Origin of the sequence: Mesorhizobium sp. M0633 (assembly GCF_040320645.1) — a bacterium.
Classification (GTDB): domain Bacteria; phylum Pseudomonadota; class Alphaproteobacteria; order Rhizobiales; family Rhizobiaceae; genus Mesorhizobium.
In genome coordinates this window covers 66,831-93,368 of record NZ_JAMYQC010000025.1, presented here as the reverse complement: position 1 = coordinate 93,368, position 26,538 = coordinate 66,831, and the positions used below count along the sequence as shown (strand labels likewise).

27 protein-coding genes and 1 tRNA gene are annotated in these 26,538 nt (G+C 61.3%); 16 read left to right on the top strand and 12 right to left on the bottom strand.

The features are described 5' to 3' along the window. Positions 1–284: 284 nt before the first annotated feature. A complete protein-coding gene (locus NKI47_RS23870) occupies positions 285–584 on the bottom strand; it encodes a BA14K family protein (RefSeq protein WP_352593844.1) in 300 nt (99 codons plus the stop codon). Between the two features lie 175 nt (positions 585–759). Next, positions 760–927 carry a hypothetical protein gene (locus NKI47_RS23865; RefSeq protein WP_023680422.1) on the bottom strand — a complete coding sequence of 56 codons (168 nt, stop codon included), beginning with the start codon at positions 925–927 and terminating at the stop codon, positions 760–762. 156 nt (positions 928–1,083) lie between these two features. On the opposite strand from NKI47_RS23865, the gene NKI47_RS23860 reads away from it, so the two are divergent. The 5 genes from NKI47_RS23860 to NKI47_RS23840 all read left to right on the top strand — a co-directional run bounded on the left by NKI47_RS23860 (position 1,084) and on the right by NKI47_RS23840 (position 3,048). Next, positions 1,084–1,159 (top strand) — tRNA-Thr (locus tag NKI47_RS23860). Positions 1,160–1,312: 153 nt separating this feature from the next. Further along, a complete protein-coding gene (locus NKI47_RS23855) occupies positions 1,313–1,552 on the top strand; it encodes a hypothetical protein (RefSeq protein WP_156937488.1) in 240 nt (79 codons plus the stop codon). A 275-nt stretch (positions 1,553–1,827) separates the two neighbouring features. After that, entirely contained in the window at positions 1,828–2,025 is a 198-nt protein-coding gene (locus NKI47_RS23850) for a hypothetical protein (RefSeq protein ID WP_084641813.1), read from the top strand. A 135-nt stretch (positions 2,026–2,160) separates the two neighbouring features. Further along, the gene (locus NKI47_RS23845) at positions 2,161–2,799 is read left to right on the top strand and encodes a cupin domain-containing protein (protein WP_352593843.1); all 639 of its coding nucleotides are present in this window, start codon (positions 2,161–2,163) and stop codon (positions 2,797–2,799) included. Positions 2,800–2,847: 48 nt separating this feature from the next. Continuing rightward, positions 2,848–3,048 (top strand): DUF2905 domain-containing protein, encoded by a 201-nt coding sequence (locus NKI47_RS23840; RefSeq protein ID WP_023679908.1) that lies wholly within the window; start codon positions 2,848–2,850, stop codon positions 3,046–3,048. Positions 3,049–3,275: 227 nt separating this feature from the next. Here NKI47_RS23840 and NKI47_RS23835 read toward each other — a convergent pair whose 3' ends face one another. Next, positions 3,276–3,962, bottom strand: a complete 687-nt coding sequence (locus tag NKI47_RS23835) for a DUF4145 domain-containing protein (RefSeq protein ID WP_352593842.1) — start codon at positions 3,960–3,962, stop codon at positions 3,276–3,278. 298 nt (positions 3,963–4,260) lie between these two features. Here NKI47_RS23835 and NKI47_RS23830 point away from each other — a divergent pair, with 298 nt between their 5' ends. After that, positions 4,261–4,803, top strand: coding sequence for a hypothetical protein (locus NKI47_RS23830; protein WP_352593841.1), 543 nt, complete (start codon positions 4,261–4,263; stop codon positions 4,801–4,803). Further along, positions 4,800–5,267: a hypothetical protein gene (locus NKI47_RS23825; RefSeq protein WP_352593840.1), complete on the top strand. Its 468-nt coding sequence runs from the start codon at positions 4,800–4,802 to the stop codon at positions 5,265–5,267. The genes NKI47_RS23830 and NKI47_RS23825 overlap by 4 nt, the downstream gene beginning before the upstream one ends. A gap of 129 nt (positions 5,268–5,396) precedes the next feature. On the opposite strand, the gene NKI47_RS23820 is transcribed toward NKI47_RS23825, so the two are convergent. Further along, positions 5,397–6,011, bottom strand: a complete 615-nt coding sequence (locus NKI47_RS23820; RefSeq protein WP_023679909.1) for a TetR/AcrR family transcriptional regulator — start codon at positions 6,009–6,011, stop codon at positions 5,397–5,399. Between the two features lie 91 nt (positions 6,012–6,102). Here NKI47_RS23820 and NKI47_RS23815 point away from each other — a divergent pair, with 91 nt between their 5' ends. From NKI47_RS23815 to NKI47_RS23785, 7 genes are all read left to right on the top strand, one after another. Continuing rightward, on the top strand, positions 6,103–7,209 hold the full coding sequence (locus NKI47_RS23815; RefSeq protein ID WP_352593839.1) for a polyamine ABC transporter substrate-binding protein: 1,107 nt from the start codon (positions 6,103–6,105) through the stop codon (positions 7,207–7,209). A 13-nt stretch (positions 7,210–7,222) separates the two neighbouring features. Then, positions 7,223–8,065 carry an ABC transporter permease gene (locus tag NKI47_RS23810; RefSeq protein WP_352593838.1) on the top strand — a complete coding sequence of 281 codons (843 nt, stop codon included), beginning with the start codon at positions 7,223–7,225 and terminating at the stop codon, positions 8,063–8,065. A gap of 2 nt (positions 8,066–8,067) precedes the next feature. Next, positions 8,068–8,850, top strand: a complete 783-nt coding sequence (locus tag NKI47_RS23805; RefSeq protein WP_352593837.1) for an ABC transporter permease — start codon at positions 8,068–8,070, stop codon at positions 8,848–8,850. Beyond that, complete coding sequence (locus NKI47_RS23800; RefSeq protein ID WP_352593836.1) at positions 8,847–9,911, top strand: ABC transporter ATP-binding protein; 1,065 nt, start codon at positions 8,847–8,849, stop codon at positions 9,909–9,911. The genes NKI47_RS23805 and NKI47_RS23800 overlap by 4 nt, the downstream gene beginning before the upstream one ends. Before the next feature lie 2 nt (positions 9,912–9,913). Then, a complete protein-coding gene (locus NKI47_RS23795; protein ID WP_352593835.1) occupies positions 9,914–10,675 on the top strand; it encodes an MBL fold metallo-hydrolase in 762 nt (253 codons plus the stop codon). Positions 10,676–11,136: 461 nt separating this feature from the next. Continuing rightward, complete coding sequence (locus tag NKI47_RS23790) at positions 11,137–11,910, top strand: NAD kinase (RefSeq protein WP_023679915.1); 774 nt, start codon at positions 11,137–11,139, stop codon at positions 11,908–11,910. Positions 11,911–12,100: 190 nt separating this feature from the next. After that, complete coding sequence (locus tag NKI47_RS23785; protein WP_352593834.1) at positions 12,101–13,696, top strand: DEAD/DEAH box helicase; 1,596 nt, start codon at positions 12,101–12,103, stop codon at positions 13,694–13,696. Between the two features lie 81 nt (positions 13,697–13,777). Here the strand turns inward: NKI47_RS23785 and NKI47_RS23780 are convergent, their stop codons facing one another. Further along, on the bottom strand, positions 13,778–15,790 hold the full coding sequence (locus tag NKI47_RS23780; protein WP_352593833.1) for a BTAD domain-containing putative transcriptional regulator: 2,013 nt from the start codon (positions 15,788–15,790) through the stop codon (positions 13,778–13,780). 447 nt (positions 15,791–16,237) lie between these two features. Next, positions 16,238–17,179 carry a LysR family transcriptional regulator gene (locus NKI47_RS23775; protein ID WP_352570916.1) on the bottom strand — a complete coding sequence of 314 codons (942 nt, stop codon included), beginning with the start codon at positions 17,177–17,179 and terminating at the stop codon, positions 16,238–16,240. 72 nt (positions 17,180–17,251) lie between these two features. Here NKI47_RS23775 and NKI47_RS23770 point away from each other — a divergent pair, with 72 nt between their 5' ends. Together NKI47_RS23770 and NKI47_RS23765 are read left to right on the top strand one after the other, a co-directional pair. After that, positions 17,252–18,136: an NmrA/HSCARG family protein gene (locus tag NKI47_RS23770; RefSeq protein WP_023679920.1), complete on the top strand. Its 885-nt coding sequence runs from the start codon at positions 17,252–17,254 to the stop codon at positions 18,134–18,136. Between the two features lie 48 nt (positions 18,137–18,184). Next, the gene (locus NKI47_RS23765; protein WP_023679921.1) at positions 18,185–18,457 is read left to right on the top strand and encodes a DUF2798 domain-containing protein; all 273 of its coding nucleotides are present in this window, start codon (positions 18,185–18,187) and stop codon (positions 18,455–18,457) included. 90 nt (positions 18,458–18,547) lie between these two features. On the opposite strand, the gene NKI47_RS23760 is transcribed toward NKI47_RS23765, so the two are convergent. From NKI47_RS23760 to NKI47_RS23735, 6 genes are all read right to left on the bottom strand, one after another. Next, positions 18,548–19,195 (bottom strand): YiaD family glycine zipper/OmpA-like lipoprotein, encoded by a 648-nt coding sequence (locus NKI47_RS23760; RefSeq protein ID WP_023679922.1) that lies wholly within the window; start codon positions 19,193–19,195, stop codon positions 18,548–18,550. 174 nt (positions 19,196–19,369) lie between these two features. Further along, positions 19,370–19,738, bottom strand: coding sequence for a GFA family protein (locus NKI47_RS23755; protein ID WP_352593832.1), 369 nt, complete (start codon positions 19,736–19,738; stop codon positions 19,370–19,372). Positions 19,739–19,915: 177 nt separating this feature from the next. After that, complete coding sequence (locus NKI47_RS23750; RefSeq protein WP_031212810.1) at positions 19,916–20,302, bottom strand: hypothetical protein; 387 nt, start codon at positions 20,300–20,302, stop codon at positions 19,916–19,918. A gap of 473 nt (positions 20,303–20,775) precedes the next feature. Further along, a protein-coding gene (gene prfB, locus NKI47_RS23745; protein ID WP_156937454.1) for a peptide chain release factor 2 occupies positions 20,776–21,907 on the bottom strand; the annotation gives its coding sequence in 2 pieces (ribosomal slippage) (positions 20,776–21,840 and positions 21,842–21,907; 1,131 coding nt in all). Between the two features lie 133 nt (positions 21,908–22,040). Continuing rightward, complete coding sequence (locus tag NKI47_RS23740) at positions 22,041–24,497, bottom strand: penicillin-binding protein 1A (RefSeq protein WP_023679927.1); 2,457 nt, start codon at positions 24,495–24,497, stop codon at positions 22,041–22,043. A gap of 214 nt (positions 24,498–24,711) precedes the next feature. Further along, entirely contained in the window at positions 24,712–25,974 is a 1,263-nt protein-coding gene (locus tag NKI47_RS23735; protein WP_352593831.1) for an N-acetylmuramoyl-L-alanine amidase, read from the bottom strand. Positions 25,975–26,538 lie beyond the last annotated feature (564 nt).

The following is a 26,538-nucleotide window of genomic DNA, read 5'->3' as shown; positions in this document are numbered from 1 at the left end:
GAAGTGGGGAGAGGTGGCGCGGCGAAGCCGCGACGGAGAGGGGACCGCGCCCTACGAAGACCCCCTCTCCGGCCGCGGAGCCTGTCCTCGGGCTTGCCGAAGGCAAGACCCGTGGGCGGCCACCTCTCCCCCGCTTCGCGGCGGGCGAGGAACCCAGGTCCCAAGAGGTCGGAGGAACAACCCCTCTGCCCTGCCACTCAGACGCGCAGAAAAAGGGGCAGTGGGGTGCCCCTTCTTCCGGTTGCCTGAAACGGTCACCTCCTCCCAAGCTGGCATAGTGGCCCTCAAAGCCAGCAGCGATGGCGATAGCCGTCGTAGCCGACATAGGTGTCCGAGTACGGGTCGTAGCTCTGGTAGCGATTGAGGCAGCGCCGGACGTGCCACGAGCCGCCGCCTTCCTCGATATAGAGGGTGCGCGGCTGGGCCAGCGCGCTGCCGAGCAGGAAGCCGCCGACACCTGCGGCAATGCCGATGCCGAGGTGCTTGTGCTTGTGATGGGCGGCCGACGGCTGAACGGTGCCGACCAGCATGGCGGCGGCGACAGTGGTGGCGACGAGGCCGGAAACGATGGTGCGCTTGAACATGACGATCTCCTTGTTGTGGGAGGCGATCCAACCGCCTCTTGACCATCAGTCGTCGCAACAAGGAAAAAGGTTCGAAGGTCCTTTTGGATTTTTTTCGAAGGGAGAAATCGCGCGGTCTGATGCGCGACCACGAACGGTCGCGCCGTCGACAGTTCACCGGAACAACCGGCAGGCCTCAGCCCATGCCGGTGATATGGCGAAGCCAGAAGGCGAGCGCGATGAAGCCGATGATGGTGGTGACGCCGGTCCAGTCGATATTGGCGTGCTTCAGGTCCTTGACGAGCTTCACCAGGAGAACCCAGGCCACGACGACGAGCGGGAGAATGATGACAAACCTGATCATGCGACTGCCTCGCTGATGCAATTGCACCTTCGATCAATATAGGAAGCGAATTGGCCGTTTTCAGGACGCTTTGGCGGCAGAACCGGCGCGTTCGCGGCGGCCGAAAACGGAGTTTTGTCTTTACTGGCGCGGCAAATATGGTAACCGGAGCGCCGTGCCCTTGTAGCTCAGCTGGTAGAGCAGCGGTTTTGTAAACCGAAGGTCGGCGGTTCGATTCCGTCCGGGGGCACCAGTACGGGCTTCTTGAGACCTCCGGGGCGCTTGATATCTGCTCATCCCCGATATCCACAGGCCGGGGCCGTCAGGATCGGTAGCACATCAGCTTCAACGCATATATTCCCTAGCGGAAACCATAGTTCCCTAGCGGAAAACCTAGGAGTCTTCGTTGGAGCAGAAACGCACGACCGCCCCCTTCATCAACGGCATATTTGGCGGATTTATCGTCTTCGCCTTCGCGTTCGGTTTCCGTTTCCTGCTAAGTCCCGATCCCGATCCAACATCAAGAGCAACGACAAGCCTTTCAGTACTGGCCTTCGCCATTTGTTTCGGCGCAGCCTTCCTCCGCGAGCACCGGCGCCAGATTGCCGCCGCCAGAGAATATATAAGCCGCCCAAGATCGTATTAGGGGCGTACGTGTCGGGACCGTCCTCGTCGGGTCACCAGAAACTTCCGTGAAATTGCTGGCAAAATCTGTCGCCAGACAACGAGTTAGCATCTCATATCTAGAGACGCTGAGCCAGGGCGTGACTTCGCGGTTGCAGAGCCGTCATTTCGGCCCTCTCTCCCGGCCTCGGCCATCTCGTACCATTCGATTAAATTGCTCCTGTGTATATTAGCACTCGCTCAATTAAGCGCGCCGACAATGTCGGTGCGGCGGGCCAAAAACCAAAGGGTGTTGTCATGCGAAGTGATTTCGCCGCGGCGCGCGAGCTTTTGGAGTGCGCACAAAACCGCCTCTGCGGCGCGGATGAAACGAGCCGACGCGTCAACGAGGCCCTCGACGCGCTGATTGAAGAAATAGCCATCGCGGAATTCCGCAAGGCGCCACTGACGGTCGTGCCGTTTCCGCGAGCGCGGCCGCCTAAGCATGTTCGGTAGAGCGCTGATCGCCCGCGTTGACGAAGAGCCGGCAACTGGTGTTTCCGCAATCGCCCGTTGGAGCGTCGTTGAACGACCAAGTCTTTGACGATAGAGTTGCCGGGCAGTGGTGCTCTGAAACTCCGGAGCCGATCCATGTCACGCTGTGGAGATGTCTACGAGAACAAGGTGACCGGCGAATATGCGGTCATCCTGCGTGGTACCGAAGACCGCGGCCAGGGACCTGGCATCGCTCATCTGACCGCCCGGCCGGGAGCCGCAGTGGTGGGCGAGCACTTCCACCCGAATCTGACGGAACGGTTTACCGTCCTCCGTGGCCGTCTCGACGCTTGCATCGCCGGGAGCACTTTGTCCCTGGGGCCTGGCCAATCCGCCACGGTCGAAGCAGGCGTCGCACATGATTGGTGGAACAGCAGCAAAACCGAAGAAGCGCATGTCCTGGTCGAAGTCGACCGGGCGCCAGGTGCGGACAATGTCGACCCGAACCGTTTCGAGCTGCTGATCGGCATGCTCTTCGGCCTGGCCAATGCCGGCAAGGTAGACAGAAAAGGTAGACCTTCGCCGCTTCAGGCAGCAGTCATCGCCAGAGAATTTGCCGACGTGATCGTCTTCACGCACCCGCCACCTGCGATTCAGCGAGTGGCGCTGGGGATCCTGGCGCCACTCGGCCATCTGCTTGGCTATCACGCGATCGACCCCGTCTACTGCAAGCCGCACGGGCATGTCATGCCGGCTCCTGAAATCCTCGCTCGAGCAGGCCTAACGGCTGGGTGATCCGGGTCCATACCAGGCGCCCGGCATTTTTATCGGCAGGATGCTGCCATGTCGCGAACTCTGATCGTCGTTGGTCTCAGCATAGTTGCCATAGGCCTGCTGTGGCCTTGGTTGGCTCGGACCGGCCTTGGCAGGCTGCCCGGCGATATCGTGATCGAGCGTGAGAACTTCAGGCTTTATGTCCCTATCACCACGGGGATACTGGTCAGCATCGTGCTCTCGGCGATTCTATGGCTGATCAACCGTTAGGCGATGCTCCGGCTGCGGCGATTTGTGTTCCAGGCCCTACTCGCCTTTGATCTTCTCACACTCCGATCGCCGCCACCAATATCCTGTTCTGCCTGCGTATCGCCGTGCGCAGTTCGGCAATCCTCGCCTCCTCGCGCTTCACGAACTCGATGAACATCATGTTCATGTTGTTGAAGATGAGTTCGCCGAGCGCCGGCCCGTCAATGTCGCGGCGTACCAGCAGGTTTTCAACTCGGCAACGATGCTTCCTCGGCCGCTGTTTTCCCGCGCTTTATTCTTTCCGTGAGCACAAACAAGAAAAATGCGAGGGCTTCCGCAAATTCCACAGACTGTGCCGCCTCAGCAGAGGATACGTGAGGTTTAGCTTTGTCGGCATGCCTCGGGTTATTGGCCTCCAGCCGCACCGCGTGTGCCCATTCCCCCATACTTTCCGTAATTTTGTGTTCTTCGACGGCCTTGTTAATGCGCGCATACACGCTGCCGTCTTCGTAGCCTAAGACTTTCAACATGGAGTCCACAGCCGAGCCTGCCATGACGGCCGCTGCGTCGGGTGCGTGCTGAGTATCTATAGCCTGTTGAAGAAAGGTTCGCACGGGCTCAGGCACATCGTCATGAACAGACCGTGCCGTTGGGATCAATGACGCAATTTCTGCATTATCTTTAGCATCACCCCAAACACCTTTTGCCAGTACCCCTCCGCCGCAGGCTGTACAAAAATAGGTACCCCATTTTGCGGTGAAACCAGGGGTTGCCCTTGGAACCAAGCCGCCACTCGTCCACCATTCCGCATATCCAGGATTGGGTATCGAACAGTGGGGACATCTGCCCCCCGGCTGCAGGAATTTTGAGAACAGCAGCTTAGGCCGTTGCATTTCCGTCAGATAAATTTCAATCGCGCTTGGAAGCTTCGCCATCGGTCTGTTGCCCTAAATTGAGTGACCCCGACCCAGTAATACCGCGTCCATGAAATCTTGAGTAGCGGGCGGCTTCGAATGCGGATCATACCACGTGTAAATCACCGCCCAAGCTCATATGCCTCGATGATGTTGAAGGATGTGGCGGCGCACCCCAGGATCGAAGAACAGCGGGGGCTTGGAGTGGCCTTCGCCTAACACCCCAGGCTGTCGAGCGTCGTTTTGAACCCATGGTCTTTTAGCGGCAAATGATCGTAGGGTAACAAGTGCCAATCGGTTGTAGCGGGGATAGGGCGAAATGACGATCAATAGAATTGGTTTGGCCATCACTTCGGGAATCCTGCTGAGTTCCCATCAGGCGGAGGCACAGGTGCGCTATACCTGTGATGCAGTACGCCAGATGGCCGAAGTTAATGTCGATCCTCAGCTCGCTGTTAATGTGCTGAAGGACCCAGCAACGCAGACATGTAAGTTCTTCGTATCAATAGCGCCGATGGGAAAATTCAAAGCTGTCTTCGACACTTGGGATGAACTAAAAAATACGTCGGACGCTGCCAAAGCGTTTTCTATAGTGCAGGGAAAATTCGTCCCCTCCGCGATTGAAGCGTTGGCGATTCCGTTGCTGAGCCCGGATGTGGGAGCGGACGAAAGGGCACAATGGATGAAGGCGATCGCAGATAATTCCAATGAGATAGAGAAATGTTCATTTGAAACGCTCTGGAAGGATGACAAATTCTACAATGGGAAGGACGTGTCATGTGGCAGAACCGAAGCCGGTGATTTCCTCCTCGAAGCCAGGAAAAATGCCGCCACCTTGTCGGTATACCTACCGATCAAATGAACATTCATAAAATCAAACGCTACGCGCGGCGCGTGTGGGGCTGGTTCTGGGCGGATGGAGCGGACTTCCGCGCCATTCTTGTAGGCGCGGTAGTCTCATTCATTGGCGCTTATTTTTGGGACTGGTATCTAAGGGATCCACCTCCTACGGCACTCGAAGTGTACACAAACGCGGCCGGCTATGCGAACCCGATGCCGACGCTCCTCGAAAGAGTGCAAGCGGATGAGTTGAAGAGCACATTTTCCTTCGACCCGCCCGCGTTCAAGGACGTCTGGGTGTGCGAGTATTCCCTAGTTCGCGGGCGAACCGGGCGCGAGATTATGCTCGCGTACATAAACAAATACTCGATGTGCTTTTCACTCATACAAAAATCGGAGGTTGATTACATCATCAGGCCGAAACCGCTGGCAAGTTCTGAACTCAAGAAAACGAAGGATGGATGGCTCTGCAGATGTGGCGGCTAGTTATCGAGGTCAGTCAATAACCGAACGAACTAGCCGGGAGGGAAAAGAAACTCGTAGATGCCATGCGCGGAAATTCTTCTTGAGAATTCTGTCTAAGACACCGAAAATTCCGGTTTTGAGATCCTCCGTTCAAACTCCGATCGCCGCCACCAATATCCTGTTCTGCCTGCGTATCGCCGTGCGCAGTTCGGCAATCCTCGCCTCCTCGCGCTTCACGAATTCGATGAACATCATGTTCATGTTGTTGAAGATGAGTTCGCCGAGCGCCGGCCCGTCGATGTCGCGGCGCACCAGGCCGAGCGCCTGCAGGCGGACGATCAGCGCGCGGATCTGCTCGGTCAGGGCGCGGTCTAGCGCGGTATAGGCCTGGCCGAACGGGCTGTCGGGCAGTTGCGTCGAGATCGCCATCGCCTGCCGCCACATCTCCTTGCTGAGATAATGCAGCGAGTGCTCGATATAGATGCCGAGCAGCGTATCGAGAGCGTCGCCGACATTGGCTGGCGGGTTGGCGACGACGCCGCGCCCGGCATTCAGCACCTCGTTGACCTCCATCGAGACGATGGCGCCGAGGATGTCGCCCTTGTTCTGGTAGTAATTGTAGATGGTGCCGACCGAGACTTCGGCCTGCGCCGCGATGGTCTCGATCTTGGCGCCTTCATAACCGGCATCGCGGAAAAGCGCCGCCGCTGCCTCGATGATGCGGCGGTGCCGATCCGCCTTCTGCCTTGCCCGCAATCCGCTCATAGCGGCTGTTTGCCACAAAAACAGAATTGACTCAATTTTAGAATTGGTTCAATTTTTTCCTACAAGCCAAAAAGGCAAGGGAGAACACTCGATGTACACCAAGCTGAAGACCCCCAATCCAACCGTCAGGAATCCGCTTTCCGTTCTGAAGAGCCATCTCCAAGGCGCCTGTGCCGCGGCAGCACTGCTGCTGGCGACGGGCAGCCTCGCTCAGGCGCAGGACCTCAACGCGCTGATCTGGTGCGATCACGCCGATCCGGCGCTGCTGCAGCCTTTCGAGGAGGCCAATGGCGTCAAGGTCAATGTCAAGGAGTTCGAGGGCACCGGCGCCGGCCTAGCCATCGTCGATCAATCACAGCCGGGCGACTGGGACGTGATGGTGATCGACAGCATCGACGTACCGCGCGGCGTCGAAAAAGGCCTGTTCGAGCCGCTACCGGAAGACAAGCTGCCGCTGGCCGACCTGTTTCCGCAGGTGAAGATGGATAGCTCCACCGTCGTCGACGGCAAGCGTTACGGCATCACCGAAAAGTTCGGCTACAACACGATCGGCTACAACAAGACCAAGGTCGACCCGGCCGACATGCAGTCGATGGCGGCGCTGACCGGCGACAAATACAAGGGCAAGATCGCCATCTACGATTATTACCTGCCGGTCATCGGCATGGCCGCACTGGCGATCGGCAAGAAGACTGCGGAACTGACCGAGGCCGACCTTCCCGCCATCAAGGAAGAGCTGCTCAAAATGAAGGCCAACGCCAAGCTGGTCGGCGAAGTGACCGCCAGCCAGACGGCGCTGGCGACCGGCGAGGTCGACATTCTGGTCGGCGGCGGCGAATGGGTGACGGCGGGGCTGGCCAAGGAAAACCCTGCCCTCGACTTCTCTATCCCGAAAGAAGGCGCCGTGCTGTGGTCGCAGTCGCTGGCAATGTTCAAGGATTCCAAGAACAAGGAGCTGGCGCTTAAATTCATCCAGTACATTATGAGCCCCGAAGGCCAGGCGCGGCTCGCCACCTCGTCCTGCTATTGGGGCATGCCGGCCAACAGCAAGGCGGCGCTGAGTGATGAGCAGAAGAAGATCCTGCGCTTCGACGAGCAGCCGGAATTCCTCGCCCGCGCCCAGTCCTATCCGGCGCCGAATGCCGATCTCGACAAGAAGATGCAGGACGTCTGGACCGAAATGCTGCAGGCGCAATAACCGGCTGCCGGTCGTGAACGCCGTCAACAGCGGGCGTGCCCTGCCCTGGGCGCTGGTCACGCCGGCGCTCGGCTGGACATTGCTGTTCTTCGTGCTGCCCTTCGTCGCCATGGCGGTATCCAGCCTGACGGCGCATGAAGGCGGCGGCTTCACGCTGTCCAACTACAGCCAATTCTTTGCCAATCCGTCCTACTGGCAGGCGATGGTGAACTCGCTGCAGGTCACGGCGATCGTCACCGTGATTTCGGTGCTGCTCGCCTATCCCTTTGCCTGGATCCTGGCCGAGCAGGTGCCGGAGCGCTGGCAGCGGCTGGCGCTGATGCTGGCGGTGCTGCCCTTCTGGACCTCCTATGTCGTGCGCTCCTATTCGTGGCTGCTGGTGCTGGCGCAAAACGGCGTCGTTAACCGCGCGTTGACCGGCTCCGGCCTGTTCGGCGAACCGCTGCAGCTCGCCAATACGCGGCTAGCGACGGTCACCGGCTTCGTGCATTTCTTCGTCATGCTGCTGACGCTGACGATCTTTGCCAATCTGAAGCAGCTCAGCCCCAGCTACCGCAAGGCCGCCGCCGACCTCGGCGCCGGGCCGATGCGCACATTCCTGCATGTCGTTCTGCCGCTGACGCTGCCTGGCATCATGGTCGGCGCCTTCCTCACCTTCGTGCTATGCATCGGCGACTACATCACGCCGCAGATCCTCGGCGGCAACAACGAGCTGTTGATGCCGCAACTCGTCATGATGCAGATCGGCCGGCGCGGCGACTTTCCGCTCGCCTCGGCGCTGTCGATCATCCTGATGGCGGTGGTCACCATCGCCTACCTCGCCTGCTCCCGCTGGCTGAAGATCGAGCGGGCCTGACCATGCGCGCGCTCATCCGCCTCGTCTCCGGCCTTTATGCCATCGCCATCTATGGCTTCATCTTCCTGCCGGTGGTGGTGCTGGTGCTGTTTTCGCTGCAGGCGACGTCGTTTCCGATCCCGCCCTTCACCGGGCCGTCGCTGCGCTGGTACGAGGCCGTGCTCGCCGACACGCGGCTGACTTCGGCGCTGGTCAATTCGCTGCTGGTGGCGGTCGTCTCCTCGGCTGCCGCCGTCACGTTGGGCTTTCTCTCCGCCTGGGGTTTTGCGCGCTTCGCCTTGCCGGGCTCGGGCCTGATGCGCGGGCTGATCACCTTGCCCTTGACCGTCAGCTATCTCATCATCGGCATGGGGCTGCTGGTGCTGTTCAACTGGACCGGCGTACCGAAGTCTCTACTTGCCGCAGGCATCGGCCATGTCGTGATCAACCTGCCGCTCTGCTTTGCCATCGTCTACAGCCAGATGGGCGATCACCAGATCAACATCGAGCGCGCCGCGCGCGACCTCGGCGCGCCCGAATGGAAGGTGCTGCTGCTGATAACCGTGCCTGTCATGGCGCCGGCCATCTTCGCCGGCTTCTTCCTGTCGATGACCTTCTCCTGGGACGAGTTCGTCATCTCGTTCCTGTTGACGCGCTTCGACACGACGCTGCCGGTCGAGATCTGGAACCTGCTCCGCTCCGGCCTCAATCCCAAGACCAACGCCGTCGGCTCGCTGGTCTTCGCCGTCTCCATCGTACTGGTGGTATTGTTCGAGCTGATGCTGTTGCGGAGGAAGCCGGCATGAGTGCGCCACTGGTCGATATAAGCTCCGTCTCGCATCGCTTCGGCCAGCACACCGTGCTGAAGAATGTCTCGCTGACGATCGAGCCTGGCAGCTACACGATCCTGCTCGGGCCGTCCGGCTCCGGCAAGACGACGCTTCTGTCCATCCTCGGAGGCTTCGTTACGCCGAGCGAGGGCAAGGTGCTGATCCGCGGCGAGGACTGCACGGCCGTGCCACCGGCGAAGCGGCCGACGACGACCGTGTTCCAAGACTATGCGCTGTTCCCGCATATGAGCGTCGGCAGCAATGTCGGCTTCGGTCTGCGCATGCAGGGTGTCGATGGCGCAACCCGGGCAGCAAGGGCGCGCGAGGCGCTGGCGCTGGTTGGGCTGGCCACTGCCTTCGACAAGAAGCCGCATCAGCTTTCGGGCGGTCAGCGGCAGCGCGTGGCGCTGGCGCGCGCCCTGGTGGTCGAGCCGGCGGTGCTGTTGCTCGACGAGCCGCTCGGCGCGCTCGACCTGAAATTGCGCCGGCAGATGCAGGATGAATTGAAGGCGATCCAGAAACGCGTCGGCACCGCCTTCATCCACGTCACCCACGACCAGGAAGAGGCGATGGCGCTGGCCGACCATTGCGTGGTGATGAATGACGGGCGCATCGAGGACGAAGGACCGCCCGAGCGCGTCTATGCACGGCCGGCGACGCGCTTTTCCGCGACCTTCATGGGCGAAAGCACGCTGTTATCGGGAACGGTGACCAAGGCGAAGAGCGGCAAAATCATCGTCACCACGAAGCTTGGGTCGCTCTCCGTGCCTGGCACATTGCCGGCCGGCTCGACCGTTGCGCTGGCCGTCCGGCCGGAGCATCTTGTCCTCGGCGCTGCCGGCGGTGCTGTGGCGCTCGGTACGGCCAAGGTCAGCGACGTCGTCTTCCAGGGCAGCTTCAAGCGTGTGCTGGGGACCTCCACGACCGACCCGGCGCTGCATTTCATCGCCAAGGTTCCCTCGGCATCGGCCGTCCAGCCGGGCGACGTGGTCGGGGTATCGTGCGATGCTGGCGACATCATCCTGCTTGCGGACTGAACATGAGCACGCTTCCAACCATCGACGCCGGCCACTGGTACGAAACCATCCGCATGGGCGATGGCGTGACGCTGATCCACGAGCCGTGGATCAAGCCGTTCTTCCGCTGCAACATCTGGCATGTGCGCGGCCGCGACCGCGATCTTCTGTTCGACACCGGCCTCGGCCATTTCAGCCTGCGCCGCCACGTGCCGCTGGTCACGGAGCGCAAGCTCACCTGCGTGGCCAGCCACACGCATTTCGATCATATCGGCTGCCATCACGAATTTCCCGACCGCTGCGTGCACCCTGCCGAGGCCGAAATCCTCGCCGATCCACGCAACGAATCGACGGTTGCCGACCGCTATGCCACTGACGAGATGTTCGACGGCATGCCGCAAGGTTGGGACGCGAAGCGCTACCAGATCCTGCCCGCACCAGCCGGCCGGTTGCTCGAGCAAGGCGACATCGTCGATCTCGGCGACCGTGCCTTCGAGGTGATCCACACGCCCGGCCATTCACCCGGCGGCATTGCGCTCTACGAAAACAGGACGGGCATCCTGTTTTCCGGCGACATCATCTATGACGGCCCGCTGATCGACGACGTCTATCACTCCGATATCGACGATTATGTCGAAACGCTGCTGCGCATGCGCGATCTCGATGTCTCGGTCGTGCACGGCGGCCATTTCCCGAGCTTCGGCAAAGTCCGCTATCGCCAGCTTGTCGACGAGTACCTCGCGCAAAAGCGCCAGGCCGGCTGCCATCTGTTGCAAGCCCGATAAGCACTGGCGCTGTGGCGTCAAAGCGCCCTTTGCGGACAGGGTGTCCCCGCCGCGTCGCCGCAGCGTGAGGCCGTGGGCTCGGGTCTAAAGCTCTTTTCCTCCGACTGGCGCACCAGTTCCGCGAAAGCCAGGGCAAAACTTGCCAGCATCAGGAAGACAATAATCAAGCGTGCCAGCGGCAATAGATCGGCCTCGACTGGTTAGCCCCCACGCCGCCCGTCCGCTGCCGGCTAACATGATCGATCCGGCTTTACGAGAGTTTAAGGCGAGTCTTAACCATCACATCATTTTGTCCTCCGACATGATGCGCGAGTGCGGCTTGTTTGGTCGCCATCTCCAGGCACCTCCCTCCCTTTGCAGAAATGCCCACCCATGCTAACCCGGCGCTGGCGCGGCCCAGCAACCGGTCGCCGCCAATCGGTCGCCAGACGGTCGTCGCCAATCGGTTGTCGTTGAGAGCCATGAGCAAAACCGCCAGCCGTTTCGCCTTCGTCTCATCCGGTACAGCCGACGCCAATGCAGCGCTGGAAAGCCTCTCTGCACGTTACGGCCAGGCATCCGTCGAAGAAGCCGGGATCGTCGTGGCGCTCGGCGGCGACGGCTTTCTGCTGCAGACCCTGCGTGAGACGATGAGCACGGGAAAGAAGGTCTACGGCATGAACCGTGGCACCATCGGTTTCCTGATGAACGAATACCGCGCCAGCGGTTTGACGGGGCGCATCGCGGCGGCCGTTGCCGAAACGATCCGTCCGCTGGAGATGCAGGCGGTGACGGCCGAAGGCGAGACGATTTCGGCGCTCGCGATCAACGAGGTCGCGCTTTGGCGCCAGTCGTACCAGACGGCCAAGATCCGCATCACCGTGGATGGGCAGGAGCGGCTGGAGGAATTGCACTGCGACGGCGTGATGATTGCGACGCCGGCCGGCTCGACCGCATATAATCTGTCGGCGCACGGGCCGATCCTGCCGCTCGACGCTCCGCTGCTGGCGCTGACCCCGGTCAGCCCGTTTCGTCCGCGCCGCTGGCGCGGCGCGCTGCTCTCCAACAAGGCGATCGTGCGTTTCGACATTCTGGAGCCGGAAAAGCGGCCGGTGAATGCCGCGGCCGACCACACCGAGGTCAAGGCGGTGACGACGGTCACGGTGAGGGAATCACCGACGGCGACGGCGACGCTGCTGTTCGATCCCAACCATTCGTGGAACGAGCGCATTCTCGCCGAACAGTTCAGGTATTGAGCCGGCGCAGCGGCCACTGCGCAAATTAAGCATCGCGATTAAGGTAACGACTTCACAATCGCGCCAATGCCGCCCGTTTGTGTTGACAAATCGTGGGCTTGCGCCTACCTGCAATACCAATCTTGCAGGCGCGCGGCGCTTGCCGCGACTGCATATGTTGCGCCCCCGAACCAGCCAAAGACAGCCAAACTTGTCCTCAGACACCCAGATCGCTCAAGAAGCGTTGACCTTCGCAGACCTCGGCCTGTCGCCGAAGGTCCTTTCCGCAGTTACCGATGCCGGCTACACCGAGCCGACGCCGATCCAGGCAGGCGCCATCCCTCACGCCTTGCTCGGCAAGGACGTGCTGGGCATAGCCCAGACCGGCACCGGCAAGACGGCGTCCTTCGTCCTGCCGATGCTCACCCGGCTGGAAAAGGGCCGCGCCCGCGCCCGCATGCCGCGCACGCTGATCCTCGAGCCGACGCGCGAGCTCGCCGCGCAGGTCGAGGAAAACTTCGTCAAATACGGCAAGAACCACAAGCTCAACATCGCACTGCTGATCGGCGGCGTGTCCTTCGACGAGCAGGACAAGAAGCTCGAGCGCGGCGCCGATGTGCTGATCGCGACCCCCGGCCGCCTGCTCGACCATCGCGAGCGCGGCAAGCTCCTGCTCAACGGCGTCGAGATCCTCGTCATCGACGAGGCCGACCGCATGCTCGACATGGGCTTCATCCCCGACATCGAGCGTATCTGCGAGATGATCCCGTTCACCAGGCAGACGCTGTTCTTCTCGGCGACGATGCCGCCGGAAATCACCAAGCTCACCGAGAAATTCCTGCACGCACCGGTGCGCGTCGAAGTGTCGAAGGCAGCATCGGCCGCCACCAACATCACCCAGCGGCTGGTGAAATCCGGCCCGAAACCCTGGGACAAGCGCGAGACGCTGCGCAATCTGATGAAAGCCGAGGATGCCGAGCTGAAGAACGCCATCATCTTCTGCAACCGCAAGATCGAGGTATCGGAGCTGTTCCGCTCGCTGCTGAAATATGATTTCGACGCCGGCGCTCTGCACGGCGACATGGACCAGCGCGCGCGCATGCAGATGCTGGCCAATTTCCGTGACGGCAAGCTGCGCTACCTCGTTGCTTCGGATGTCGCGGCGCGCGGCCTCGACATTCCCGATGTCAGCCATGTCTTCAATTACGACGTGCCGATCCACGCGGAGGATTACGTCCACCGCATCGGCCGTACCGGCCGCGCCGGGCGCTCGGGCAAATCCTTCACCATCGCGACCAAGTCGGACACCAAATACATCGACGCCATCGAGCGGCTGATCGGCACGAAGATCGAGTGGCATGACGGCGATTTGTCGACGGTCGTTGCCAGCGAAGGCGGCGAGGATGAGGCCCCGCGCCGTGGCCGCGGTGCGCCACGCCGTGCCGGCCGCAAGGACGACGCCAAGGACAGGGGCGAGCGCAAACCGCGTGAACGCCACGCCAAGCGCAGCGAAGAAGCAGCGCCGGAAGCAGTTAGCGAGGAACAGCCGGTCGTGGCCGAAGCCGCGGTCGCCGACATCGACGAGCGGCGTACCCGCAAGGACGCGATCCGGTCGGAAAACAGCGAACGCCAGGCTTCACCTGAACGGAAGGCTTCGCCGGATCGCAACGAAAGGCGCGCGCCGGAACGGGGCGACACCAGGCCGCAGCGCGAGCGCCCTGCCCGCCAGCGACAGGAAGACAATGACGCGACCGTCGGCTTCGGCGACGACATGCCGGCCTTCATGCGGATCGTCGCCAAGGTCTGATGCTGCAGGGCTTGCGCGTCGCGCCGACGCGCGAAGCACCGAAAGCTGCATAAGACGGCCTCGCTTCGCGCTGATACTGCGTTAGTCCGGCAGGCCCGCGTTGCAAAGGCCTTCGATATATCTGCTGCGATCATCCGGTCGATAAAACGGCGGCAGCACCTCGGCGAGATTCGAAAGCCGCAGCGAGGGATCGAACTCGCAAAGCCGGGCCATCATTTGCTGCGCTTCCGTTAGGCGCCCCGCAAGGGCATGACCCGCCGCCACTACACGCATCGCGCTCACGTAGTTCGGCTGGTGCCGCAGCGACTTTCCCGCCCAAGCGACGGCGTCATCGTAGTGGCCTGCACAAAAATGAGCGAGCCCGGTGTTGAACTGCCAAGCGAACAGGCGTGGATCCAATGGGCTTAGGCGCATGGCAAGCGCGGCGTGCTCGATGGCCTTGCCTGGCTCGCCCAAGCAAGCCCTCACCCAGCTGCTGACGCCCAAAGCAGCGGCCAAGTTCGGGTTGAGAGCGAGCGCGCGATCGATGCAAGCCGCACTATCATCAAGGTCGCCGCCTACGTAGCCGAGGACGTATCCACCGTAGGAAAGCGCAATTGCATCGTCCCTTCCGAGTTCGACCGCTCTCCTGGCCAGTCGAGTAGCTTCGGCAATCTCTTCTGCACGGTCGACCATCCAGCCGTTGCTTTTTCGGGTAGCGTAGCACCGCGCCGCCCGCGCATGGGCTATCGCGAACTCCGGGTCACGGTCGATCGCCTTCATGAAGAGGCGCAAGGCGTCGTCAATGGCCGATCTACTAGTGATCGTTCGGTCAAAGGCCGCCAGTCCGCGGAGATAGTAGTCATAAGCATCGAGGCTTTCTGTCGGTTTGCGTTTGGCACGCTCGATCTCAGCCTCCTCCATTTTCGGTGTGATTGCGCCGACGATGCTCGAGGCGACCTGGTCCTGCAGATTGAAAACTTCGGCGAGCGTTCCGTCAAAACGGTCGGCCCAGAGATAGGCCCCCGTCGAGGTGTCGATGAGCTGCCCGGCGATGCGCAGGCGGTCGCCCGCGCGGCGAACACTTCCCTCGACCACATAGCGCACGCCCAGCTCACGCCCGACCTGCTTTATGTCTATGGATCGTCCCCTGTAGGTGAAGCTCGAATTCCGTGCGACCACGAACAGGTGACGGAAGTGAGCCAAGGCGGTGACGATGTCTTCCACCATGCCGTCGGCAAAATATTCCTGCTCGACATCACCGCTTAGATTCTGAAACGGCAGCACCGCAATCGACGGCTGGTCGTCGCGCCTCGTCGGGGCCGCCAGAACCTGCGCCAGTGATGCGGCGCCAGAGCTTGGCTCCGGCCGCTGACGTTCAGTTCTTTCACGGGACTGCAGGGAAGCCGCCAGTGAGCTTGTCTGCTCCTCTGGGTCCGCATTCAGATGTTTTTTTAAAGCTGCCCGACACAGCTCGAACTGGCGCAAGGCCGCGTTTTCGTGACCTCGATGAGCGTGGATGCGGATAAGCGCCCGATGGGCTGCCTCCGCCGTCGGATCCGAGGCGAGCAATCTCTCCGCGAGCCCTTCGCAGGCCGTCTCTTCCGCTGAGCCGGGTGCGGGCAGCGCCAGGCTCAGCCGATCGACCAACTGCAGCGCCTTGCGCTGATACTTACTCAGAAAGGGTCCAAACCACTCGTCCAGTTCGTCAGGAATCGTTTGCCCGGCAAGCAGCTCACCGCGGTAGAGATCGGCGGCGAAGGCGAGATCGGTGGTTCGGCCCTCCTCTAATTTCCGGTCGAAGATCGAGATGTCCGCCTCATCCGGTCCGGCAATCAGCGCAACGGTTTCCTGATCCCCATCGATGTAGACGGTGGCATCCAAGCTGGCCGGGAACGAGCGCCTGATGTCGACAAGCGCTTGCCGCAGACTATTGCGGGCTTGCCCATTGCTTCGCCCCGGCCAAAAGGCTTCGGAAAGCTGCTCGCGACGATGGCCGCGGCGGCCTGCGAGAACCAGAGCAGCAAAAAGAAGCGAAGTCTTGCGTGTGGCGAACCGGACGGGCCGGTGCTCCGGGGAAGTAACCTCCAGGCCACCAAGCAACCGGATGCGCACAAATCGTCTCCAGACTTTGACCGCAGCGACAGAATAGCATCTCGGTAGATTGATTTAACACCGATTTAACGGCGGATCGTCGGACTCCTCCCAATTGTTCACGCACAGCCGAACAGCCCGAAAACACCTGCGTGGCACGCTCCCACCCGCAAACTCGAAACGGGAGACTAAGAAATGGCTCACACGGGAACTCGCGCCGGCAGCAGCGCGTCCAAACGCCGCTGGCTTGGGTCTGGCCTGAAAAGCGCAGCAATGATGATCACTGCCTTCACGGGGTGGCGGCGGACCGTCGCAAGACGCAGGGCATTGGCAAATTTGACGACCGATCAGCTGAATGACATCGGTCATTCGGAGGTCCATCAACCCGTGGTCAACGCCGCCAAGGCAGTTCTGATCACGAACTTGATGTCGATGAGGTAAGATCGGCGCTCAGATTAGTTTTGCGCCCTAAAGGTTCTTGAGCTCCAGGCGGGATGCCAGCAGGTCCAGAAAAGCGCGAACTTTGGCGGAGGATGATCTGCCTTCCGGCCACACGGCGTGTATCGGCACCGGCACAGGCTCGAATTCGGTCAGAACCAGTTCCAGGCGGCCGTCGTCCACCAGGTGTTTTATCTGCCAAAGCGGCGAGTAGCCCAGACCCAATCCGTGAACCGCGGCTGCATAGATGGATATCATCAAATTCGACCGGAAAGTGCCCGCGACCTTCACCGACCGGGGCTTGCCTTCAATCTGAAACATCCATTCGCCCGGGCGGCCGTCGACAGTTCGTACGATGCAATCGTGCTCACGCAATTCAAGCGGATGGGCCGGTCGGCCGCGTTGCTGGAAGTAGGCAGGTGCGCCGAACACGACGCGCCGCAACGCCCCCAGCCGCTTCGCACGTAAATTGGAATCCGGCAAATTGCCGATCCGGACCGCCAAATCGAGACCCTCGGCATCAAGATCGACAAATTCATCGGAAAGCTGGAGGTCAACCTCGACGCGGGGATATGTCCGCATACAGTCGGCGATGACCGGCATCAGGAAATCCGGGCCGAACAGAACCGGGGCACTCACACGCAGGATGCCCGACGGCTCCGACCGTCGGTTGGCCGCCTGAAGCCTGGCTTCGTTAATTTCCTCGACGGCGGGTTTGATGCGCTGGAAAAAAGCCGCTCCGGCTTCGCTCGGCGTCGAGCGGCGTGTCGTCCTGTGCAGAAGCTCGACCCCGATGGATTCCTCCAATGTCGCCAAGGACCGACTGACCGACTGCAGTGAGCGGTTCAGCCGGCGTGCGGCAGCCGTCAGGCTGCCGTGCTCGACAATGGCAATGAAGGCTTCGAAATCATCTATCCGGCTCATCGCTCCTTTCTCCCGAAAATCGGGAGAAACTATCGCAAAATCGATCAATTGTAACACAGTTCGCTAGATTTTATCTTCCCTGCATAGGCCGAAAGGCAGACTTGAGGGAAGGAGATCGTCATGCGAACACCCAGTCCAACGGTCCTGATCGTAGGCGCCGCAGGCCGCGTTGCCGGTTTGGTGGTGCCTGAACTCGTCCGCCGCAATGCCAGGATTCGGGCGCTTGTTCGTGACGCCGCGAGTGCCGAAAAAGCCCAGAAAGCCGGTGCATCCGAGATCGCGATCGGAGATCTGCGCGACCATCGGAGCCTTGAGCAGGCCGTGGAAGGTGTCGACGGTGTCTTTCACATCGGACCGGCCTTTGCTCCCGACGAAGCCGCCATGGGGGTTGCCATGGTTGAGGCGGCGGCGCGAGCAGGCGTTCGAAAGTTCGTCTTTTCGTCGGTGATCCAGCCGACCAATACGAGGCTGGAAAACCATGCAAGCAAGGTACCCGTTGAAGCTGCCCTCTATTCGACGAACATGGAGTACACCATTCTGCACCCGGCCAATTTCATGCAAAATATCGCGGCGGCCTGGCCGTCCGTCGTCGAGCACGGCGTTTTCGCCGAGCCGTTTCCAAGGACGGCGAAGCTCGCCCGCGTCGACTATCGCGATGTGGCTGAAGTTGCGGCAATCGCACTGACCGAAGCGCGTTTGTCCTATGCGACCCTCGAGCTGTGCGCCGACGGTATGCACAGCCGCGAAGAGGTCGTCGCCATGATGAGCGAAGCGCTTGGCCGGCCGGTTTCGGCGGGCGAGCCGACATTTCAGGACTGGGCGGCGAAGGCCCGCCTTCCCTATACGGACCGGCAGTTGCAGATGCTGGCCAAAGTACACAGCCACTACGCCAAATACGGCCTCGGCGGGAACAGCCTGACGTTGCGTGCCGTGCTTGGCCGCGAGCCGCGTTCGCTGCGAAGCTTCATTCGGGAATTGGCGCTGCAGACGGCATATGCCGCCTGATCGTCCTCACAATAGCGCCTACGCATATTTTTTTATTAGGAGATTTCGATGCAAGCATCACCGGACCGAGCCTTCAAGTTGAGAAAGCTGCCGCCCTCCTACGGCGCGGTGGTGATGCCGTTGGTTCTTTCGATTCTGATGTCCTCGATTGTCTCGGCGGTTTCGACGGCAATCGGCGCAGGCTGGACGAACGGGTTTATAGCGGCCTGGAGCTATGCGTGGGGCGCTTCATGGCTTGTTGCGTTTCCCAGCCTGCTGATTGTGCTTCCGATCGTGCGCCGGATCGTTGCCGCAATTGTCGATCAGCCGGCCCGGTCCTGATATCGCGAACGAAGGGCGCCGGCGGCCGGTGGTCCGGCATAACCATTAGAGCGGCCCCTTGCGGGGCCGCTCTCGGTTCATGTGCTTGCCTCAGGTGAGCGGCGACAGCTGGATCTCGACGCGGCGGTTCTGAGCCCGGCCGGCAGCCGTCGCATTGGAGGCGATCGGACGCGTCTTGCCGAAGCCGGTGACGGCGAAGCGGCGGGAATCGACGCCCTGTCCGGACAGATAGTTGGCGACCGCCAAAGCACGGCGCTGCGACAGGTCGAAATTGTGCTCGTCGCCGCCGGTCGAGTCGGTGTGGCCGAACACGTCGACGGTGGTCTGCCGGAACTTTTTCAGCACAAGGGCAACCGAATTCAGCACCGGATAGAAACCGGCCTTCACCGCGTCCTGGTCGACGTTGAAGGTGATGTCGGACGGCATATTGAGGATGATCTGGTCGCCGGTGCGGGTGACGCTGACGCCGGTGCCCTGAAGCTGTCGGCGCAGTTCGGCCTCGTTCTGGTCCATGGTGGCACCGATGGCACCGCCGGCAAGCGCGCCGATGCCCGCGCCGATCAGCGCGTTGCGGCGGTCGTTACCGCCGGCAAGCATGCCGAGCCCGGCACCCGCCAAAGCACCGAGACCGGCGCCGGCAGCGGTGTTGGAAACCTTCTGTTCCCCGGTGTAGGGATCGGTGGTGCATGCGCTCACGAGCACAGCCGTCGCCACGACGGCGAGCACAATCTTTTTCATATGGTGGTCCCTCTCCATTCCACGGTCGCGCAACGGCGCACCGCATCAGCCCTTCCAGCGACTTGTACCATGAAATGCGGCGAAAAACGGACCAGCAAAAGCCGTTGCCGCGGCTTTCCCCGGCTCAATTCCACACGCCTGCAGCGGCTCGCGCGACCACCCCAATTCGATCGGCTACCAGAGATTCTTGCCGTCGATGACCACCACTTCGACCTTGTCGAGATCGAAATCGTCGAACAGCCGCGAGTTCACGCTGATCTTCGGATTGTCGAAATTCGGCTCGCCTGTCGACCAGTCCGGCGTCTCGGTGAAGGTGCCGCAGCCGCAGGTGGCGCAAAAACCGTGTTTTATGGTTTTCGATCCCCACTGGTAGAACGAAACATTCTCCGGCGGGCTGGTGAGTCTGAATTGCGATGGGGTGTAATAGGCCCACAACGAACCGCGTTTCGAACAGAAGGAACAGGTGCATCGCGTCACTGTCTGCGGCGCTTGCGAAACCTCGAACGTCGTCGCCTTGCAGGGGCAGCTTGCCTTGATGGTCATGAATTGGTCCCTCACAATGCCGCCGCCCCGTACGGCAAAGGCAGCATAAAGAAACGCTCCTGACAACTGCCGGTCAGCAGACCTGTGAGCCTGCGATGCACAGATCGAAGGCCCATCGATCCAAAACCGCTGCACACGCTCGGGTCAGCCCGTGGGCAAGCTTTTGGGCGTCATGCGCTAGTAGGACGATGGGGGCACGAACAGGCAGATGGTCTTTCCGTCATTGGCACCGGCAACGGAGCACCAATGATATTCGCCGTCGGGCGAATTCTTGATCCGCTTGTCGCTATAGGCCACGACTTCCCCGGTTCCTTTGATGACATAGCCCTCGGGACGTTCGCTGATCGATGTCTGAGAGACCTCGCGGCAATCATAGCCCGAGCAGCAGGAGAACGGATAGCTCCAGCCTTGCGGCATTGCCGCGGTCGGCTTGGCATCATGCGCCAGAGCAGGCGCCGCAAATGGAATGGCGGCAGCAATCAAAACCACTGCCGCGACAAGTGAATTCAGGAGTCGGCGCGCCGTGCGGGCGACTGGGGCCGGTCTGGTTGTGAGAGCAGGCATGAGCGCAGTTCCTATCAACGGTTGTCAAGCATTTCGCTTGCCCGTTCCCGGAACGTGTCTTCCCAGTGGCCGGATCGTCAGGTCGCAGATACGCCGCGTCCGGCCATAAATGCTTTTTTCCTCCCCAGCGCATGAATGCTGGGCTGATTCCTTGGTTGGCGCAAGGAATTGCTGTCGCAATCGAACGCCGACCTCTGCAGCCGGAACCAACCTGCCGCCCTGGTTGACGAACCTCGTCGACCCCCGGCAGAGGGATCGCCAATAACGGGATTTGGCTCGCGCTGGTTCCAGGCTTGGCACCGGCAGGCCCGAGGCATCCGCGTCAAAAGCGGAAATCGATTTTGAAAAACTCTACGAAAAACAAAGTTGTAGAACGACAGGTAGGTGCAAATTGAGAGCTCGTCACTCTCGCACGATGGCCGTAACTCTCGCGTGATGAACCCACATTCCTGCCGGATTGGTGCCCGGCGGCCTCAGTCGATATCGGCCACCGTTTCGCCGGCGCCACCCTCGATCCGCTGCGACAGCGAGGCTTCCATGAAATCATCGAGGTCGCCGTCGAGCACGCTCGACGGGCTGGTGCTCTCGACACCGGTGCGCAGATCTTTCACCAACTGATAGGGCTGCAGCACGTAGGACCGTATCTGGTGGCCCCAGCCGATATCGCTCTTCGACGCTTCCGTGGCGTCCGCCACCGCTTCGCGCTTCTTCAGCTCTTCCTCGTAAAGCCGCGAGCGCAGCATTTCCCAGGCCTTGGCCTTGTTCTTGTGCTGGGAGCGCTCGGCCTGGCAGGCAACCGCGATGCCGGTGGCGAGATGGGTTATGCGCACGGCCGAATCGGTGGTGTTGACGTGCTGGCCGCCCGATCCCGACGACCGATACGTGTCGATACGGACGTCGGATTCGGAAACGTCGATGTCGATCGTATCGTCGATGACGGGATAGACCCAGACGCTGGCGAAGGAGGTGTGGCGGCGCGCATTGCTGTCATAGGGCGAAATCCGCACGAGACGATGCACGCCGGATTCCGTCTTCAGCCAGCCGTAGGCGTTGTGGCCCTTGATCAGCAGCGTGGCGGACTTGATGCCGGCTTCTTCACCGTCATGTACTTCCAGCACTTCGACCTTGAAGCGGCGGCGCTCGGCCCAGCGCGTATACATGCGCAGAAGCATCGAGGCCCAGTCCTGGCTTTCGGTGCCGCCGGCGCCAGCATGGACTTCCAGATAGCTATCGTTGGCGTCAGCCTCGCCCGACAGCAGCGTTTCGATCTGGCGCGCCTTGGCCTCGCCGCGCATCGAGCGGATCGCCGCTTCGGCCTCCGCGATTACGCCCTCGTCGCCCTCTTCCTCGCCAAGCTCGATCAGGCCGATATTGTCTTCCAGGGCCTGGGTGAGGCCTTTGACCGCGGCAATACCTTCCTCGAGGCCCTGACGCTCGCGCATCAGCTTTTGCGCTTCCAGCGGCTCGTTCCAGAGGCTCGAATCCTCGGCACGGACATTCAGGTACTCAAGCCGCTTTATGGCTTGATCCCAGTCAAAGATGCCTCCTCAGCAGGGTTATCGCCTGCCTGATCTCGTCGACAATATTTTGCGTTTCCGCGCGCATGGCTGGCTGTTCTGTCCTGTTGCTAAATGGCGGCTTGATGGCGCGATACATAGGGACGGCACCGGCCCCTGTAAAGCGGAATGGGCCGGCTCGACCATCATCGTCAAGTCGGCCCGACCCGATGTAGCGATTGTCAGTAGAGCCCGCCGCCGCCCGACTGGATGGCCTGGTTGGCCTGCGGCGACAGCGCCCCGCCGGTGGCGTTGGAGCCGTCCGCACCCATGCCGATCACCCAATAGCTGTCGGCGGGACCGGTACCCGGCTTGAAGGCTTCGGTGATGGTTCCGGCGTCGCCCGCGTTGGCTCGCATGCCGGTCTTGCGATTGATCGCAATCAGCTTCATGCCTTCCGGAACCTTGAAGTCGACATTGGGCGTGCCATCCAGCGCCACGCGCATGAAATCCTTGAAGATCGGCGCGGCAAGGCCGCCGCCGGTCGCGCCCTTGCCAAGACCTTTCGGCTGATCGTAGCCCATATAGAGGCCGACAACGAGGTTCGGCGTATAGCCGATGAACCAGGCATCCTTTTCGTCGTTGGTCGTTCCGGTCTTGCCGGCGATGTGACGGCCAAGCTCGTTGATGGTGGCGCCGGTACCGCGTTGCACGACGCCCTCCATCATCGATGTGATCTGGTAGGCGGTCATCGGATCGAGCACCTGCTCGGAGTTGTCGACCAGCTCCGGCTCTGGCTGGTCCTGCCACTCGGCGGCATTGCAGTTCGAGCAGCCGCGTTCGTCCTGCCTAAAGACGGTCTTGCCGTAGCGATCCTGGATGCGGTCGATCAGCGACGGCTTGATCGACTTGCCGCCATTGGCCATGATCGAATAGGCCGACACCATGCGCATCACCGTCGTCTCGCCGGATCCCAGCGCCATCGGCAGATACGGCGCCAGGTGGTCGTAGACGCCGAAACGCTCGGCATATTCCACGACCAGCTTCATGCCCATGTCGTTGGCAAGCCGCACCGTCATCAGATTGCGCGATTTCTCGATGCCGGAGCGCAACGTCGCCGGGCCGGCCACCGTTCCGTCGTAGTTCTTGGGCGTCCAGGTCGTGTTGCCGCTCTGGATGGTGATCGGCCCGTCCATGATCACGGAGGCGGGGGTATAGCCATTGTCGAGGGCGGCCGAATAGACGATCGGCTTGAACGACGATCCCGGCTGGCGCATGGCCTGCGTCGCCCGGTTGAACTCCGATTGCGCGTAGGAGAAACCGCCGACCATGGCCAGGACGCGTCCGGTATGCGGGTCCATGGCGATCAGGCCGCCTTCCACTTCGGGAACCTGGCGCAAGCTGTAGCTGTTGTCCGAGCCGTCGTTCTTCTGCACGAAAATCACGTCGCCCGGCTTCAACACGTCGGCGGGCGACTTCGCCTTGACGGTCCTGCCGTCGACCACGTGGCGCATGGCGAAGCTCATGTCTTCCTTGCTGACAGTGCCTTCGACGCGGTCCTTGACGATTTCGCCGGAGATCTGGCGCGTCGGCTGCAGGCCGATGGACAGGCCGGTGGCCGAGCTGTCGAGCACGACGGCGAGCGACCATTCCGGCACGTCCTCCAACCGCTTGACGTTGCCCAGCGGCACGCCCCAGTCGCCGGAAACGTCGATGCTCGTGACCGGCCCGCGGTAGCCGCGCAGCGTGTCGAACTTCATAAGTCCGTTCTGCATGGCCTTGCGGGCAATCAGCTGCATCTTCGGATCGAGCGTCGTGCGGACGGAAAGGCCGCCCTCGTAGAGCGCATTCTCGCCATAGCGCGCGATGATCTGGCGACGCACTTCCTCGGTGAAATACTCCCCGGCGAAGAGATAGTTGCCGGTGCGGCGCGGCGTGACGCCGAGCGGCTCGGCCTTGGCCTTCTCGCCTTCCTCATGCGTGACGTAACCGTTCTCGACCATCTGGTCGATCACCCAGTTGCGGCGCTCCAAGGCGCGATCGGCATGCTTGAAGGGATGGTAGTTGTTCGGCCCCTTCGGCAGAGAGGCGAGATAGGCGGCTTCGGCCACGGTGAGCTCGTTCACCGATTTGTCGAAATAGGTTAGCGCAGCACCGGCGACGCCATAGGCGCCGAAGCCGAAGAAAATCTCGTTGAGATAGAGCTCGAGAATGCGATCCTTCGAGTAGGCCTGCTCGATGCGGAAGGCGAGGATCATCTCCTTGATCTTGCGCTCGTAGGTCTGGTCTGAAGACAACAGGAAGTTCTTCGCCACCTGCTGGGTGATGGTCGAGGCGCCGACCTGGCGCTTTCCCGAGCCAACATTCTGCAGGTTGACGACAATGGCCCGGCCAAGGCCGGTCACGTCGATGCCGGGGTGATTGTAAAAGTTCTTGTCCTCGGCCGACAGGAAGGCCGCCTTGACACGATCCGGGATCGCCTGAATCGGCAGATAAAGCCGCCGCTCACGCGCATATTCGGCCATCAGCGCGCCATCCGACGCGTGGATGCGGGTCGTCACCGGCGGCTCGTATTTGGCCAGCACCTCGTAATCGGGCAGGTCCTTCGACAAATGGCCGATATAGATCGCCACGCCCGCCGCGACCAAAAGGGCCAGCGTCGTGCCGATGCCGAAGAAATAGCCAATGAGACGAATCATACCCGCTCCAGTCCTTGGTTCGGGAATTTCCTAAACGAAGCCGCCCTTCGCGCAAGCTTTCGGGACGATCCCAAACCGTAATCGCAAAACCCATGTCGCGACCATGTGGGCAAAATACGGCAGCGTGGAATTTCGGTTTCGAATGCCGGAAATAAAAGCACAGGGTGTTGTCGCCGTGCAACGCTGCTTCAGGTTGTGGGCGCCGGCGGACATTTCAGCCTCCGGCCCCCGTTCCGCTCTTGGCCGAAGCAAATAGGGCAACGGCGTTGGTTATGCTCTGGGTCGCCTTGTTGCGCCAATCGGCGCTGAGCAATTGCGCTTCGTCCTTGGCGTTCGACAGATAGCCGAGTTCGACCAGCACGGATGGAACGTCCGGCGCTTTCAGCACCTTGAAGCCGGCAGAACGCTGCGGGTTGTTGATCAGACCGACGCTGGTGGAAAGCTGTCCGACGAGAGTATGGGCGAAGCTCATCGAAAAATTATGCGTCTCGCGGCGGATCAGGTCGATCAGGATATCGGTCACTTCCTTGCTGTCGTCCTTGATCTCCATGCCGGCGAACTGGTCGGAAAGATTTTCACGGTCGGCAAGCGCCTGCGCCTCGGGATCGGAAGCCTTGTCGGACACGGTGTAGACCGTTGCGCCGCGAATGCCCTTGAGGCTGATCGTGTCGGCATGGATCGAGATGAGCAGGTCGGCCTCATGCTGGCGGGCAATGCGCACGCGGTCGTCGAGCCGCAGGAACACGTCGGTCTCACGTGTCAGGAACACGTCGTATTTGCCGCCGGCGGCGAGCTTGTCGCGCAGTTCCATGGCGAAGGCGAGCGTCACGTTCTTCTCGACCGTCCCGTTCAGGCCCTCGGCGCCGCCGTCGATGCCGCCATGGCCGGGATCGATGACGACGGTGAAACGATGGCCCGGATTGGAGACCGGCCCGGTACCGACCCTGCCGGCCTTGTCGGCGGAGACCGTCGAACCGGTGGTCAGCGCCTGATTGGCGAGCGCTGCGTCGAATTCCCGCTGCGAGGCCGCCGACATGTCGATGGCGATGCGGTAGCCGTTGCCGTCATCGTTCTTGAGCACGTCGAGATTGTCGACGGCGAACGGTCCCTTGCCGGTGAGAATCAGCCGCGATTTCCCCTCGCCGAGTCCGCCGTAACGCACGGCGCGGACAAGCCCGCGCGGCTTCATATCCTTGGCATTGAGGGCGAATCTCGTGGCCGGGAGATCGATGACCAGGCGATTGGGGCCGCGCAGCAGGAACCATTTGATGTCGGGCTCGCGGTCGAAATTGATGACGATACGCATCTTGGTGGCATCGCCGGCCATCTTGTAGCTTATGGCACCGAGCGGTGCGTCGGCAGCACGCGAAAGCGGCGAAAAGACCAGGCAAGCCAGGATCAGCGGCAGCAGGCAGGCGGTGCGGAAGAACCAGCCTCCATGATGACGGCCCTTGTCTGCGAAGCCTGCCAGTCCCATCTTTCTACCAATCGCTCCCGTTGGCGTCATGCCCGATCGCTTGTCGAAGTGCCCTATTGCTTGTCAAAGTGCTGGCAGGCCGCGAACTCGATTAACGATTGGTATCCAGAGAAGGTTAACCAAGCCTTTTCATGGAAGGCTTGGAACCGGGGCTTCCGCTGCGGAACGGCTTTTTGCCGGCATCGGGAATCGGGGTTGCCTTCCAACCCGCCAAATCATAAAAGCGATGGTGGATCACTGCAATCCTGGAACCGTCCTCCTCCGCAGCTTCCTGCTACAGGTCAGACGCAAGACGGCTCCTTTCGCTTCAGGCGAAGAAGGCATCGGTGATCGCGACGATTTTCGCAGGCGTGCTCCCGTGGCGGGGGAATCGCCTGCGTGAGCAAAACGGCCGGGATTGTCCCGTGCCGGCTCTGTATGAGCAAACAAGCTGGTCCGGTTTTTTCCGGGCTTTGGTTCAAAAGGTTCTGCTGGTGACGATGGCTTCAAGCGCAATCATGGAAAGGTCCGCAACAAACCGCGCCACTACGGCTGCGGGCGGCACCGCCATGGCGCTCAGGCAGC